At 65.9% G+C, this 13,109-nt stretch carries 12 protein-coding genes; 10 read left to right on the top strand and 2 right to left on the bottom strand.

The annotated features are described in order from the left end of the window. Window positions 1–95: 95 nt before the first annotated feature. Both xylB and RAD15_RS33665 read right to left on the bottom strand, forming a co-directional pair. A complete protein-coding gene (gene xylB, locus RAD15_RS33670) occupies window positions 96–1,541 on the bottom strand; it encodes a xylulokinase (RefSeq protein ID WP_458182860.1) in 1,446 nt (481 codons plus the stop codon). Window positions 1,542–1,554: 13 nt separating this feature from the next. Beyond that, window positions 1,555–2,478: a LysR family transcriptional regulator gene (locus tag RAD15_RS33665; RefSeq protein ID WP_458182858.1), complete on the bottom strand. Its 924-nt coding sequence runs from the start codon at window positions 2,476–2,478 to the stop codon at window positions 1,555–1,557. A 107-nt stretch (window positions 2,479–2,585) separates the two neighbouring features. Between RAD15_RS33665 and RAD15_RS33660 the strand changes: the two genes are divergently transcribed. The 10 genes from RAD15_RS33660 to RAD15_RS33615 are packed head-to-tail and all read left to right on the top strand — an operon-like array spanning window position 2,586 to window position 13,084. Continuing rightward, the gene (locus tag RAD15_RS33660) at window positions 2,586–2,909 is read left to right on the top strand and encodes a Dabb family protein (RefSeq protein WP_458182856.1); all 324 of its coding nucleotides are present in this window, start codon (window positions 2,586–2,588) and stop codon (window positions 2,907–2,909) included. Next, window positions 2,906–3,985 carry a maleylacetate reductase gene (locus tag RAD15_RS33655; protein ID WP_458182855.1) on the top strand — a complete coding sequence of 360 codons (1,080 nt, stop codon included), beginning with the start codon at window positions 2,906–2,908 and terminating at the stop codon, window positions 3,983–3,985. Before RAD15_RS33660 ends, RAD15_RS33655 begins: the two co-directional genes overlap by 4 nt. Window positions 3,986–3,989: 4 nt before the next feature. Continuing rightward, complete coding sequence (locus tag RAD15_RS33650) at window positions 3,990–5,354, top strand: amidohydrolase family protein (RefSeq protein ID WP_458182854.1); 1,365 nt, start codon at window positions 3,990–3,992, stop codon at window positions 5,352–5,354. 20 nt (window positions 5,355–5,374) lie between these two features. Next, window positions 5,375–6,277: an NAD(P)-dependent oxidoreductase gene (locus RAD15_RS33645; protein ID WP_458182852.1), complete on the top strand. Its 903-nt coding sequence runs from the start codon at window positions 5,375–5,377 to the stop codon at window positions 6,275–6,277. Window positions 6,278–6,291: 14 nt separating this feature from the next. Next, the gene (locus tag RAD15_RS33640; protein WP_458182851.1) at window positions 6,292–7,176 is read left to right on the top strand and encodes an intradiol ring-cleavage dioxygenase; all 885 of its coding nucleotides are present in this window, start codon (window positions 6,292–6,294) and stop codon (window positions 7,174–7,176) included. A 60-nt stretch (window positions 7,177–7,236) separates the two neighbouring features. Beyond that, complete coding sequence (locus RAD15_RS33635; protein WP_458182849.1) at window positions 7,237–8,631, top strand: FAD-linked oxidase C-terminal domain-containing protein; 1,395 nt, start codon at window positions 7,237–7,239, stop codon at window positions 8,629–8,631. Next, entirely contained in the window at window positions 8,628–10,151 is a 1,524-nt protein-coding gene (locus tag RAD15_RS33630) for a sugar ABC transporter ATP-binding protein (RefSeq protein ID WP_458182847.1), read from the top strand. Before RAD15_RS33635 ends, RAD15_RS33630 begins: the two co-directional genes overlap by 4 nt. Further along, the gene (locus RAD15_RS33625) at window positions 10,144–11,094 is read left to right on the top strand and encodes an ABC transporter permease (RefSeq protein WP_458182846.1); all 951 of its coding nucleotides are present in this window, start codon (window positions 10,144–10,146) and stop codon (window positions 11,092–11,094) included. Before RAD15_RS33630 ends, RAD15_RS33625 begins: the two co-directional genes overlap by 8 nt. Then, complete coding sequence (locus RAD15_RS33620) at window positions 11,091–12,068, top strand: ABC transporter permease (protein WP_458182844.1); 978 nt, start codon at window positions 11,091–11,093, stop codon at window positions 12,066–12,068. Before RAD15_RS33625 ends, RAD15_RS33620 begins: the two co-directional genes overlap by 4 nt. Window positions 12,069–12,109: 41 nt before the next feature. After that, the gene (locus RAD15_RS33615) at window positions 12,110–13,084 is read left to right on the top strand and encodes a sugar ABC transporter substrate-binding protein (protein ID WP_458182842.1); all 975 of its coding nucleotides are present in this window, start codon (window positions 12,110–12,112) and stop codon (window positions 13,082–13,084) included. Window positions 13,085–13,109 lie beyond the last annotated feature (25 nt).

The following is a 13,109-nucleotide window of genomic DNA, read 5'->3' as shown; positions in this document are numbered from 1 at the left end:
TTTCAATCATTCTTGTCAGCGCGGTCCACGCATTAAACAAAAGGCCGCGGCGCAGGGCAATACCGAACAGGCGGGAATGCAACATCGAGACGGTGTTAGTGGCGCGGCCGATACAGTTCACGCCACGCGGGAAGCCGCTCGGCATAGGCATCGACCAGTCCGGCCTCGGGTTCGAACGTCTCGATGCGCTGCGGCCGCGTGCACACGGCGGCGATCGCCTCACCGGTGACAGCAAGCCGCCCTAATCTTGCCGCACCGAACGCCGCGCCGGTTTCGCCGCCGGCAAACCGATGGACCGGAACATTCAGCACGCTTGCCAGCACCGACAGCCAGAAGCCGGAGCGTGAGCCACCGCCAATGGCATCGGCTTCCGCAATTTCAATGCCGGCGTCCGCGAGCGCGTCGCGGCAATCGGCAAGCGCGAAGGCAACGCCCTCGAGCACCGCCTGCACGATCGCCGCGCGATCGGTGCCATGGCTCAAACCGTCGAGCATGCCGCGCGCGGCGGGATCGTCATGCGGCGTCCGCTCGCCGGCGAGATAAGGCAGGAAGCTCACCGGCGACGGCGCCTGCGGACGCGATCCCAGCGGCGCCAGCAATTCGGCTTCGGTGACGCCGAACAGGCGCGCGGCCCAGGCGAGGCAGGAGGCGGCCGAGAGGATCGCGCCGGCCTGAATCCACATGCCGGGAATGGCGTGGCAGAACGTATGCACCGCACGGTCCGGATTGGCGGCGATGCTGCTGGTCGGGGCCAGCAAGGCGCCGGAGGTTCCCAAAGACACGAACGCGGTTCCCGGGCGAATCGCACCGATGCCGACGGCGCCCGCCGGATTGTCGCCGGCGCCACCCGCGATCACAGGCTGCCTGGTCATGCCCCAGCGCCGCGCGAGCTCGCTGCGCAGCGTCGTTGCGGGCGCGCATCCTTCGACGAGAGGCGGCATGTGATCGCGCGTGAGGCCAGTCGCAGCCAGTGCGGCGTCCGACCAGTCCCGGCGCGCGGCGTCGAGCCACAGGGATCCCGATGCATCCGAGACGTCCTCGATCGCCTCGCCTGATAGGACCAGGCGCAAATAGGCCTTTGGCAGCAACACGAGTTTCGTCGCCGCAAAAATCTCGGGCTCGTGCGCCGCGATCCAGAGCAGTTTTGGCGCGGTGAATCCCGGCATCGCCTTGTTGCCCGTCGTCGCACGCAGGGCGGGCCAGCGCTGCTCCAGGATACGACACTCGGCGGCGGAGCGTCCATCGTTCCAGAGGATGCAGGGGCGGAGCGGCCTCAAGCTCGCATCGAGCAGCGTGGCGCCATGCATCTGGCCGGACAGTCCGATGCCTTCGACTGCCGCCAGCTCTTTTCCATGCGACGCCTTCAGGGCATCGAGCGTGGCGAAGGTCGCGTCGATCCACTGCGCGGGGTCCTGCTCGGAATAGCCTGATTGCGGCGAGGCGGTCGCGAGCGGCCGGCTCTCGCCTGCAATGACGCGCTGGGCATCGTCGACGAGAACGGTCTTGACTGCGGAGGTGCCGAGATCGATGCCGAGATACATGGAAGCTTCCCGCTCACTTCGCCGCGTCGATCCAGATCCCCGGCTCCGAATGCTCACGGATATGGCTGACCAGGAAGTCGGAAAACACCCTGATCTTGGCGGGCAGCCGGACGCGGTTCTGATAGGCGATGTTCATGGTGAGCAGCGGCAGCTCCCAGCCCATCAGGACAGGCACCAGCCGGCCGGCCGCGATGTCGCTCTGCACGATGTAGATCGGCTGGATCAGGATGCCGAGCCCGGCGCGCGCAGCACCGCAGATGATCTGGCCGTCATTGCTGTCGAGCGTCGGCGCGATCCGCACGGTCTGCGTCGTGCTGCCTTGGCTCAGCCGCAACGAATAGGGATCGTTGGCGAGGTTGTAGATCAGCATGTTGTGGCGGGCGAGATCGGCGGGGTGCTCCGGCCGGCCATGCTTCTCCAGATAGGACGGAGCGGCCGCGAGCACGCGGTGCATCTGGCCGATGCGGCGCACGATGATGTTGGAATCCGGCTCCTGCTCGCGCGTGCGGATCGCCACGTCGATGCCGGCTTCGATGAAGTCCAGATAGCGGTTGGCGCTGATGATCTGCACGCTGAGATCGGGATAGAGCGCGCGGAAGGCCGGCAGCATCGGCGCGAGATAGATCATCGCGAAGGACAGCGAGCTGGTCACGCGCAGCATCCCCTTTGGCGACAGCGCACGGTCTGAGACAGCGTCCTCGGCTTCGGCCAACTCGTTCAACAACGTGCTGCAGCGCTGCAGAAGCTCCTGCCCTGCTTCCGTCAGCCATTGCCGGCGCGTGTTGCGCTCGATCAGCCGGACCGCGAGCCGCTCCTCAAGCGCGCTGAGATGACGGCTGGCAGCCGCGTTCGACATCCGCAGGATTTCGGCGGCCTTCGACAGGCTGCCGAGTTCGGCGGTTTTCGAGAAGACTTCGAGTTGGAGCAGCCGGTCCATTTTTGCGTAAATCGGAAAAGAGACTTACAAATTTTGGCCTTTATTTCCGATTTATGCAAGGCAAAATAGCGCCAACAAAGCACAATGGCAGGCGAGGAAATCAGGAAATGTCGGGCCCGATCAGGCACATCGTGATGTGGCGGCTGCGTGGGGAGAGCCCCGAGGAGCGCTCCGCCGCCCGGGTCAAGGTCAAGACCCTGTTCGAGGGCCTCAAGGGCCGGATCGACGGCCTCACCCATATCGAGGTCGGCGTTGACGTCAGCGCCGTCGACTACGCCTGCGACGTGGTGCTGTTCTCCGAATTCACCGACCAGGCCGCGCTCTCGGCCTATGCCACCCACCCGGAACATTTGCGGGTGCGCGAGGCGCTGGGTGACTTGCGGATCGGACGCTTCCAGGTCGATTATCCCATCAAAGAGACCGGCGCATGATCGGTTCGTTCACCTTTGAAAACCTGCCCTGCCGCGTCGTGTTCGGCAGCGGAATGCTGGCTAGCGCCAAAACCGAGGTGGAGCGGCTCGGCGGCAAGCGCGCGCTGGTGTTGACGACGCCGCAGCAGGAGGCGCAGGGCAAGAGCCTTGGGGCCGCGCTCGGCCCGCTCTATGCCGGCATCTTTCCCGGCGCCACCATGCACACGCCGGTCGAGGTCACGGAACGTGCGCTCGCGGCGATGAAGGCGTGCGAGGCCGACTGCGTCGTCGCGCTCGGCGGCGGCTCGACCACCGGCCTCGGCAAGGCGCTCGCCTTGCGCACCGGCATCAACCAGCTCTGCATTCCCACCACCTATGCCGGTTCCGAGATGACGCCGATCGTCGGCCAGACCGAGAATGGCCTCAAGACCACGGTGCGCGATGCGGCCATCCTGCCGGAGACCGTGATTTACGACGTCGATCTCACCTTGACGCTGCCGGCGGGCCTGGCTGCGACCTCCGGCATCAACGCGATCGCGCATGCGGTCGAGGCGCTTTACGCGCGCGACACCAATCCCGTGACGTCGCTGATGGCGGAAGAAGGCATCCGCGCGCTCGCCCGCGCCCTGCCCGCCATCGCCGCCAAGAGCGACGACCGCGAAGCACGCACCGAGGCGCTCTATGGCGCCTGGCTGTGCGGCGTGTGCCTCGGCACCGTCGGCATGGCGCTGCATCACAAGCTCTGTCACACGCTCGGCGGCACTTTCGATCTGCCGCACGCGGAAACCCACACCATCGTGCTGCCGCATGCGCTGGCCTACAACGCACCGGCCGTGCCCGACGCGATGGCCCGCATCTCGCGCGCGATCGGCGCCGCTGACGCATCGCAAGGTCTCTACGACCTCGCCAAGCGGCTCGGCGCGAAGCTTGCACTGCGCGACGTCGGCATGCCCGAAGGCGGCATCGACAAGGCGGCCGATCTCGCCGTCACCAATGCCTACTGGAATCCGCGCCCGCTCGAGCGCAATGCCATCCGCGACCTGATCGCGCGCGCCTGGGCCGGCGAGCCGCCGGGCGCGGCCAAAACGGCGGCTTGAAGAGATGCGCCGCACGCTGATCAAATCCGCTGTCATCATCAGCATGGATGATGCGATCGGCGACCTCTCGACCGGCGACGTGCTGGTCGAGGGCAGCCGCATCGCCGATGTGCGGCCATCGATCGACGTCGCGGCCGATACGGAGATTGTCGACGGCAAGGGACGGATCGTCATCCCGGGCCTGATCAACGCGCATATGCACACCTGGCAGACGGGCTTGCGCGGCTATGCCGCCAACTGGACGCTGCTGGAATATTTCCGCCGCATGCATGCCGGGCTGGCCACCGTGTTCCGGCCCGACGACATCCATATCGCCACCCTCGTCGGCGCGCTGAACCAGATCAACCACGGCGTCACCACGCTGGTCGACTGGTGCCACAACAATCCGACGCCCGATCACACTGACGCTGCCGTGCGTGGCCTGATCGAAAGCGGCATCCGCGCCGCCTTCTTCCACGGCTCGCCGAAGCCGGAGCCGAAACCGGGCGAGCCGCATTTCTCGGAAGTGCCGCATCCGCGCCGCGAGGTCGAGCGGCTGCTCGCAGGCCCCCTCGCCGACCGCAACGGTCTCGTCACGCTCGGGCTCGCCATTCTTGGTCCGCATTATTCGACCCTCGACGTCGCCATGCACGACTTTCGCCTGGCGCGGGAGCTGAAGCTGATCGCGTCGATGCATCAGGGCGGCGGCCCGGCGAAGACACCGGGCGGTTGGGAGAAGCTGATCGACGCCGGTCTCGTCGGCGCAGGCGTCAACATCGTCCATGGCAACGATCTGCCCGATGATCTCCTCGATCGGATGATCGATCTCGGCGTGTCCTTCTCGGTCACGCCCGAAAACGAGATGATCCAGGGCCACGGCTTTCCGATCACCGGACGGCTGCTCAAGCGCGGCGTGCGGCCGACGATCGGCATTGATCTCGAATCCGTGCTGACGGGCGATCTTTTCTCCGCCGCGCGCGTCGCGCTCTCGATGCAGCGGGCGCTCGACAATGCGGAGTCGCGCAAAGCCAGCGGCACCATTCCGGCGACGACCACCATTCCCGTGCGCGAGGCGCTGCGCTGGATCACCACGGAAGGCGCCCGCATGCTCGGCCGCGAGGACCAGATCGGCTCGCTGACGCCGGGCAAGCTGGCCGACCTCGTCATCATCGACGCCTCCGATCTCAATCTTGTCCCGGTGCACGACCCCGTTGCCACCGTCGTGATGCAGACCAGCCTCGCCAACATCAAAGCCGTGATGATCGGCGGCGCCTGGAAGAAACGAAACGGCCGGCTGCTGGTTGACGGGCTGGAGACCAAGAAGGAATTGCTGGCGCAATCCGGCCGCCGGCTGGTGCAGGACATCGAACGACAGGGACGCGCCGCCTGAGGCGCCAACGGACAATAACAATGACAGACACCTCGAAACAAGTCGCTTTCATCGGGATCGGCAAGATGGGCTTGCCGATGTCGGTGCTCGTTGCCAAGGCCGGCTACATCGTGACGGCGTTCGACCAGAGCGCGGCGAGGATCAGCGAGGCGCGTGCACAAGGCATTTCGATTGCCGCCTCGCCCGCGGAAGCTGTGAGCGGCAAAGCTGCCGTCGTTACGTCGCTGCCCGATGACGCGGCGTTGCACGGCGCGTTGCTTGGCCCCTCCGGCCTCATCGGTGCGATGGCGCCCGGGGCTGTCTTGATCGAGACCAGCACCGTGAGCGTCGAGGCCTCCGCTGAAGTTGCGGCGGCAGCGCAGGCGCGCGGTATTGCCTATCTTCGTTCACCGGTTTCCGGCAATGCCAGCATCGTCCACACCGGCGCCCTGACCTGCTTCGTCTCGGGGCCGCAGGACGCCTTCGAGAAGGCAAAGCCGCTGTTTGCCGCCTTCACGCGCGCGCAGACCTATCTCGGGCCCGGTGAAGAAGCCCGCTACGCAAAACTCTCCGTCAACCTGATGATCGCGGTGTCGGCCGCGATGATGGCCGAGAGCCTCGCGCTGGCGCGCAAGGGCGGCATCGCCTGGCAGGACATTCTGAAGGTGCTCGACGACAGCGCGGTCGCCTCCCCGATGGTGAAGTACAAGACCGCGCCGCTGCGCAACCGCGATTTCGAGTCCACCTTCTCCTGCAAGCAGATGGCCAAGGATCTCGACCTAATCCTGGGCGCCGGTCACGCCGTCGGCGTGCCGCTTCAGCTCGCCGCACAAGTGCGCGAAACCTATGGCTCGCTGGTCGCGCAGGGCGACGGCGACACCGACTTCATCGCGACCGTCAAGCACCTCGAGCGGCTGTCCGGCCTCGGCGAGCCCAAACTCTGATCCACGGAGGCCCTATGCGTAACTTCAACGAGAACACGATCACCGACGCGGTGCTAGAGCGGATCAAGGACGCAACCGATCCGCGCATCAAGCAAGTCAGCGAGGCGCTGGTCCGCCACCTTCACGCCTTCGTCCGCGAGATCCGTCCGACCCAGAAGGAATGGGAGTTCGGCATCGACTTCCTGACCCGCACCGGGCACATGTGCGACGACAAGCGGCAGGAGTTCATCCTGCTGTCGGACACGCTCGGCGTCTCCATGCTGGTCGATGCGATCAACCATCCGGTGCCGGAAGGCGCGACCGAGACGACCGTGCTCGGCCCGTTCTTCGTTCAGGCCGCGCCGGAGAAGGAGATCGGCGCCGACATCTCCGGCCCGATGGAGGGCGATCCGATGCTGGTCACCGGATCGGTCTCGACCGTCGACGGCAAGCCACTCGCCGGCGCCATCGTAGATGTCTGGCACTCCGACGATGACGGCTACTACGACGTGCAGCAGCTCGACGACATCGGCGATCTCGCGATGCGCGCCCGCTTCCACACCGACGCCAACGGCAAATTCCATTTCTGGTCGATCAAGCCGGCCGCCTATCCCATTCCGCATGACGGCCCGGTCGGCGACATGCTGGAGGTCCAGGGCCGCCATCCCTGGCGCCCGGCGCATGTGCACTTCATGATCTCGGCGCCCGGCTTCGAGCAGCTCGTGACGCATGTGTTCGTCGCCGGCGACCAATATCTCGACAGCGACGTGGTGTTCGGCGTCAAGGACAGCCTGATCCGCGAATTCGTCCCTCAGCCGGCCGGCCGTGCGCCGGATGGTCGCATGGTGGACACCGCGTATTTTCATCTCAACTACGATTTCGGCCTGAAGCAGGTTGCGAGCAGCGCGCAAGCCGCCTAAGCCGAACGACAACACAACGGACCGGCAAGAGTCCGTCATCGGGGCAGACAGGGAGCAAGGATGGGACCGCGGGTCAGCACGGCAGCATTGGCCGATCGCCTCACGGGCATGATCGGTCCGCGCGCGAGCGTTGCGCGTACCGTGCTCGATCAGCACGGGCAGAGCGAGTCGCACTATCGCAATTTGCCGCCCGATATCGTCGTCTTCCCTGAAACGACGCAGGAGGTCGCCGAGATCGTCAAGCTGTGCGCCGGCGCGGGCATGCCGATCGTGCCCTTTGGCGCCGGCACCTCACTTGAAGGCAATGCGGCCGCAGTTGCCGGCGGCGTCTGCTTCGACTTCGCGCGCATGAACAAGGTGCTGGCGGTGCACGACAGCGACATGGACGTCGTGGTGCAGCCCGGCATCACGCGCAAGCAGCTCAATGCGGAGCTGCGCAACACGGGCCTGTTCTTCCCGATCGATCCCGGCGCCGACGCCTCGATCGGCGGCATGACGTCCACGCGCGCCTCCGGCACCATGGCGGTGCGCTACGGCACCATGAAGGACAACGTCATGGCGCTGGAAGTGGTGCTGGCCGACGGCCGCGTGATCCGCACCGCCAAACGCGCCCGCAAGTCGGCCGCCGGTTATGATTTGACGCGCATGTTCGTCGGCGCGGAAGGCACGCTCGGAATCATCACCGAGATCACGTTGAAAGTTCACCCCGTGCCGCAGGCGATCTCGGCCGCCGTCTGCAGCTTCGATACGCTGCACGATGCCGTGGATACCGCGATCTCCGTGATCCAGTCCGCGATTCCCGTGGCCCGCATCGAGCTGCTCGACGACGTCATGATGCGCGGCATCAACGCCTATGCGAAGCTCGGCTATCGCGAGGCGCCCACCCTGTTCTTCGAATTCCACGGCTCCGAGATATCAGTCGCCGAGCAGGCCGAGACCGCGCAAGCGATCGCCGCCGACCATGGCGGCCATGGCTTTGCCTGGGCGAAGGCGCAGGAAGACCGCAGCCGGCTCTGGCACGCCCGCGACAACACGCTCTATGCGGGCCTCGGCCTGCGGCCCGGCGCACGCGCCGTCATCACGGATGTCTGCGTACCGATCTCGCGTCTCGCGGAATGCCTGACCGAGACGCGGCGCGATGCCGACGAGCACGGTTTTACCGCGCCGATCGTCGGCCATGTCGGCGACGGCAACTTTCACATGCTGATCCTGATCGACCCGGCAAAGCCGGAGGAGGCTGAAGGCGCCAAGGCGCTGCAGGCTCGCATGGTCGCCCGCGCCATCGCCATGGACGGCACCTGCACCGGCGAGCACGGCATCGGGCTCGGCAAGATCGACTATCTCACAGATGAGCTCGGCCAGGCCGTCGACGTGATGCGGTCGATAAAGACCGCGCTCGATCCGAATGGACTGATGAACCCGGGAAAGATCTTTGCGAGCGGAGCCATGACATGAGTGACGCGCTCCCGATCGAGGTTACCTCGCCCACGCCGCTGCTGGAGCTGCGCGGCATCAGCAAGGAGTTCCCCGGCGTCAAGGCGCTGGACGACGTGTCCTTTGCCGTCTACCCCGGCGAAGTCCACATGCTGCTCGGCGAGAACGGGGCCGGCAAGTCGAGCCTGATGAAAGTGCTATGCGGCGCCTACCGCGCCGATGCCGGCGAGTTCTACCATGAGGGCAAGAAGGTCGCGATCTCCTCGACCGCGGATGCGCAGAAGCTCGGGATCGCCGTGATCTTCCAGGAATTCTCGCTGGTCCCCTATCTCGATATCGCCCAGAACATCTTCCTTGGCCGCGAACCGAAGGGCCGCATCCCCGGCACCATCGACCGCCGCAAGATCCTGGCCGATGCGAAGCGCGTGCTCGACACGATCGGCTTCGACATCGATCCCTCCACCACCGTCGACAAGCTCGGCGTCGCGCAGCAGCAGATGGTCGAGATCGCCAAGGCGATCAGCCAGAACGCCCGCATCCTCGTGATGGACGAGCCGACCGCGGCACTGTCCGACCGCGAGACCGAGTTGTTGTTTGCGCTGATCGTACGGCTGAAAGCCGACGGCGTGTCGATCGTCTACATCTCGCATCGCATGGCCGAGGTGTTCGCACTCGGCGATCGCATCACGGTGCTGCGCGACGGCCGCCGCATCGACGGCGTCCGTCCGGCCGACGTCACGCCGGACCAGCTCGTCCGCATGATGGTCGGCCGCAACGTCGACATGACGTATCCGCGCAATTTTGCCGACAAGCCCGGCGAGCTGCTGCTGGAGGTCAAGGGCCTGACCGCTTCGACCGGTATCTCCGACATCAACATCGAGGTGCGCCGGGGCGAGATCGTCGGCCTGTGCGGCCTCGTCGGCTCCGGCCGCAGCGAGGTCGCGCGCGCCATCTTCGGGGCCGATGCCGTGACGTCAGGCGAGATCATTTTTGGCGGCAAGACCATTTCCGGCGAGCCTGATCTTGCCGCCCGCCGCGGCATCGCGCTGATCCCGGAGAGCCGCAAGAGCGAGGGCCTCGCGCTGCTGCGCTCCGTCGGCGACAATCTGGTGGTGTCGGCGCTGCGAAAGCTGTTCCCGAGCGGACTTTTCGATTCTGGCGGCGCGCAACGGACTTCCGACGCCCTGATCCGGCAGCTGCGCATCGCGACGCCCAGTGCACGCCAGACCGTCGGCCTGCTCTCCGGCGGCAACCAGCAGAAGGTCGTGATCGGCAAATGGCTGGCGGCCGGCTCAAAGCTCTTCATCTTCGATGAGCCGACGCGCGGCATCGACATCGGCGCCAAGTCCGAGATCTTTGCGCTGATCGACCGCCTCGTCGCGGAAGGCGCGGCGGCGCTGATGATTTCGTCCGAGCAGGTCGAGATCTGCCATGTCTGCGACCGCGCCTATGTGATGCGCGAGGGGCGTATCGCCGGCCACCTGACCCGCAACGAACTGACCGAGGAGAACATCGTGCGACTGGGGATGCATCATGCGTGAGGCCGCGGTCGTCGCTCAACCCAATCCGCTGCAACGCATTCCCGGCGTTGCCATCGTGCTGACGCTGCTGATCGCGCTGTTCAGCGCGATCGCGCCCGGCTTCCTGTCGGTCGCCAACCTCTCCAACGTGCTGGTGCAGTCGACCATCCTGACCATGCTCGCGCTGCCGATGACGTTGATCATCATGACCGAGGGGCTCGATCTGTCGATGGGCGCGGTGCTGACGCTCACCTCGCTCTGCGTCGCGATCGTCTCGCTCGCGACCCACTCGATGCTGCTGGGCCTCGGCGCCGGCCTGCTGGTCGGCGCGGCCTTCGGTGTCGCCAACGGCTGGCTGGTCGCGATTCTCGGCATTCCGCCCTTCGTCGCGACGCTGGGCACGCTCGGCATGGCGCAGGGATTGTCGCTGATCGTCAGCGACGGCCAGAGCGTGGTCGGCATTCCCCACAGCGTGCGCGACATCTATTCGGCGACGCTGTTCGGCGTGCCCGTGCCGATCGTGATGGCGCTGGTAACTTACGCGGCCTTCCACGGCCTGCTCTATCATACCCGCTTCGGCACCTACATCTTCGCGCTCGGCGGCAATCGCGAAGCGCTGCGCTATGCCGGCCTCTCGCCGAACAAGCTGCTGATTGCAGTCTACGCGCTCGGCGGCGCCATGGCCGGCATCGCCGGCCTGTTGATGACCGCGCGGATGAACTCCGGCCATCCCACCGCGGGCCTCGGGCTCGAATTCGATGCCATCGCCGCGGTCGCCGTTGGCGGCACTTCGTTCGAACGCGGCAATGGCTGGCTGCTCGGCACCGTACTCGGCGTCATCGCGGTGGGCGTGCTCCGCAACGGACTGAACCTGATCTCGCTGCCGTCCTCGGTGCAGGTCGCAAGCGTCGGCGTCCTCGTCATCGTCGCCCTGTTCCTCGACGGCATCAGGAGCCGCGCATGACCGACATCTCCAAAGACGCGATGATGCCTCCTCGCTCGTTCCTGTCGCAGGACGCGATCCAGGCGTTCTACCGCCTGCTCGCCGCGCTCCTGATCTGTGCGGTGCTCGCCGTGCTCAGCGATTCCTTCCTGAGCCTCGGCAACATCCTCAACGTGCTCCGGCAGGCAAGCCTGACCTTCTTCATCGCCTCCGGCCTGACGCTGGTGGTGTTGACCGCAGGCCTTGATCTGTCCGTCGGCGCCAATGTCGCGCTGTCGGCCTGCATCGCCGGCACCGTGATCCACAAGACCGGCTCGCCGGCGCTCGGCATCCTCACCGGGCTTGCCTGCGGCGGCCTCGTCGGCCTGCTCAACGGCATCATGGTCACCGCGCTGCGCATCCCCTCCTTCATCGCCACCTATGGCATGCTCTGGGTGCTGAACGGCCTCACCTACTGGTACATGGCGGGCGAGACGCTGCACGGCTTCCCGGCGGGCTTCCGCCAGATCGGCAGCGGCTATCTGTTCGGCCTGCCCATCCCGGTCTATCTGCTGCTGGTGTTCCTCGGGATCGGGACGCTGTTCGCGCAGCGGACGATCTGGGGCCAGGAGATCTATGCGATCGGCGCCAATCCGGTCGCGGCCCGCCTCTCCGGCATTCCGGTCGCGCGGCGCCTGCTGTTGGTCTACGCGGTCTCAGGCACCATGGCGGGGCTCGCCTCGATCATCTTCCTGTCGCGGCTCAATTCGGCCGAGGCTGACATCGGCGAAAGCCTGACGCTGCCCGCGATCGCGGCCGTGCTGATCGGCGGCACCTCGCTGTTCGGCGGCGTCGGCACCGTGTTCGGCACCTTCGTCGGCGCGCTGATCCTGACGCTGGTGCTGAACGGCATGAATTTGCTGTCGGTCAGCGCCAACTGGCAGCCGCTGGTCACAGGCATCATCGTCATTCTCGCGGTCTGGCTCGACATGAAGACCCGCCGCCGCGCGCAATGAGTTCTAGAGTTCCAACAAGCAAAATGAGGGATGGAGGCAACATGAAACAGAAACTGGCTTACCTTGCGCTGCCGCTGCTGATGGCGGCTGCGCTCACCAGCGAGGTGCGTGCCGACGGCGAGACCATCGCCGTCTTCACCAAAAACCAGACCAACCCGTTCTTCCAGACGGTGCGGGTCGGCGCCGACAACATGGCGAAGACGCTGAACGCGAAGACGCTTCAGTACATCCCGACCAAGCCGGACTCGATCCCCGAGCAGCTCAGCCAGATCGAGGACGTCGTGGTGAAGAAGCCGAGCGCCATCGTCTTCACGCCGGTCGATTACAAGGCGATGGTGCCGGGGGTCGAGAAGATCAACGACGCCAAGATCCCCGTCGTCAACATCACCGACCGCTCCGCGGGCGGCAAATTCCTCTCCTTCGTCGGCGCCGACGATTACAGCCTTGGCCTGGAGACCGCGCGCTACCTGCTCAAGACGCTGGGCGGCAAGGGCAACATCGTCATCGTCGAAGGCGTCAAGGGCTCGCTGACCAATGTCGACCGCGTTCGCGGCTTCAACGACGCGCTGAAGGAGACCCCCGGCGCCAAGCTGCTGGCCTCGCAGCCCGGCAACTACCAGCGGCTCCAGGCGCTTCAGGTCATGGAAAACCTGATGCAGTCGAACTCGCAGATCGACGGCGTATTAGCCGCCAACGACGCCATGGCGGTCGGCGCGATCGAGGCGCTCGACGGCGCCAACCGCAAGGCGCAGGTGATCGGCATCAACGGCACCAAGGAAGCGATTGACGCGATCAAGTCCGGCAAGCTGCTCGCGAGCGGCGACTACAACGGCTTTGCGCAAGGCTGCCTCGGCACCATGATGGCGATCCGTTCCCTGCGCAACCAGCCCGTCATCAGCGAGATCGTGCTGAAGCCGACCGTCATCACCAAGGACAATTTCGGGCCGTTCGACGTGCCGCTGGAGCAGCGGACCTGCCCGACCTTCGAGGAAGCGGGCAAGCTCGGCGCGAAGTAATCCGGCCGATCACGGCAAGCCCGGA

The sequence above is a fragment of the Bradyrhizobium sp. 14AA genome (genome assembly GCF_054185205.1).
Note: the sequence above shows the minus strand (reverse complement) of the source record. Positions and strands in the feature narration are given on the sequence as shown.

What these genes read in the sequence shown, in the direction of transcription:
- xylB (WP_458182860.1), bottom strand. Translation starts at nt 1,541, where the DNA reads ATGTATCTCGGCATCGATCTCGGCACCTCCGCAGTCAAGACCGTTCTC.
- RAD15_RS33665 (WP_458182858.1), bottom strand. Translation starts at nt 2,478, where the DNA reads ATGGACCGGCTGCTCCAACTCGAAGTCTTCTCGAAAACCGCCGAACTC.
- RAD15_RS33660 (WP_458182856.1), top strand. Translation starts at nt 2,586, where the DNA reads ATGTCGGGCCCGATCAGGCACATCGTGATGTGGCGGCTGCGTGGGGAG.
- RAD15_RS33655 (WP_458182855.1), top strand. Translation starts at nt 2,906, where the DNA reads ATGATCGGTTCGTTCACCTTTGAAAACCTGCCCTGCCGCGTCGTGTTC.
- RAD15_RS33650 (WP_458182854.1), top strand. Translation starts at nt 3,990, where the DNA reads ATGCGCCGCACGCTGATCAAATCCGCTGTCATCATCAGCATGGATGAT.
- RAD15_RS33645 (WP_458182852.1), top strand. Translation starts at nt 5,375, where the DNA reads ATGACAGACACCTCGAAACAAGTCGCTTTCATCGGGATCGGCAAGATG.
- RAD15_RS33640 (WP_458182851.1), top strand. Translation starts at nt 6,292, where the DNA reads ATGCGTAACTTCAACGAGAACACGATCACCGACGCGGTGCTAGAGCGG.
- RAD15_RS33635 (WP_458182849.1), top strand. Translation starts at nt 7,237, where the DNA reads ATGGGACCGCGGGTCAGCACGGCAGCATTGGCCGATCGCCTCACGGGC.
- RAD15_RS33630 (WP_458182847.1), top strand. Translation starts at nt 8,628, where the DNA reads ATGAGTGACGCGCTCCCGATCGAGGTTACCTCGCCCACGCCGCTGCTG.
- RAD15_RS33625 (WP_458182846.1), top strand. Translation starts at nt 10,144, where the DNA reads ATGCGTGAGGCCGCGGTCGTCGCTCAACCCAATCCGCTGCAACGCATT.
- RAD15_RS33620 (WP_458182844.1), top strand. Translation starts at nt 11,091, where the DNA reads ATGACCGACATCTCCAAAGACGCGATGATGCCTCCTCGCTCGTTCCTG.
- RAD15_RS33615 (WP_458182842.1), top strand. Translation starts at nt 12,110, where the DNA reads ATGAAACAGAAACTGGCTTACCTTGCGCTGCCGCTGCTGATGGCGGCT.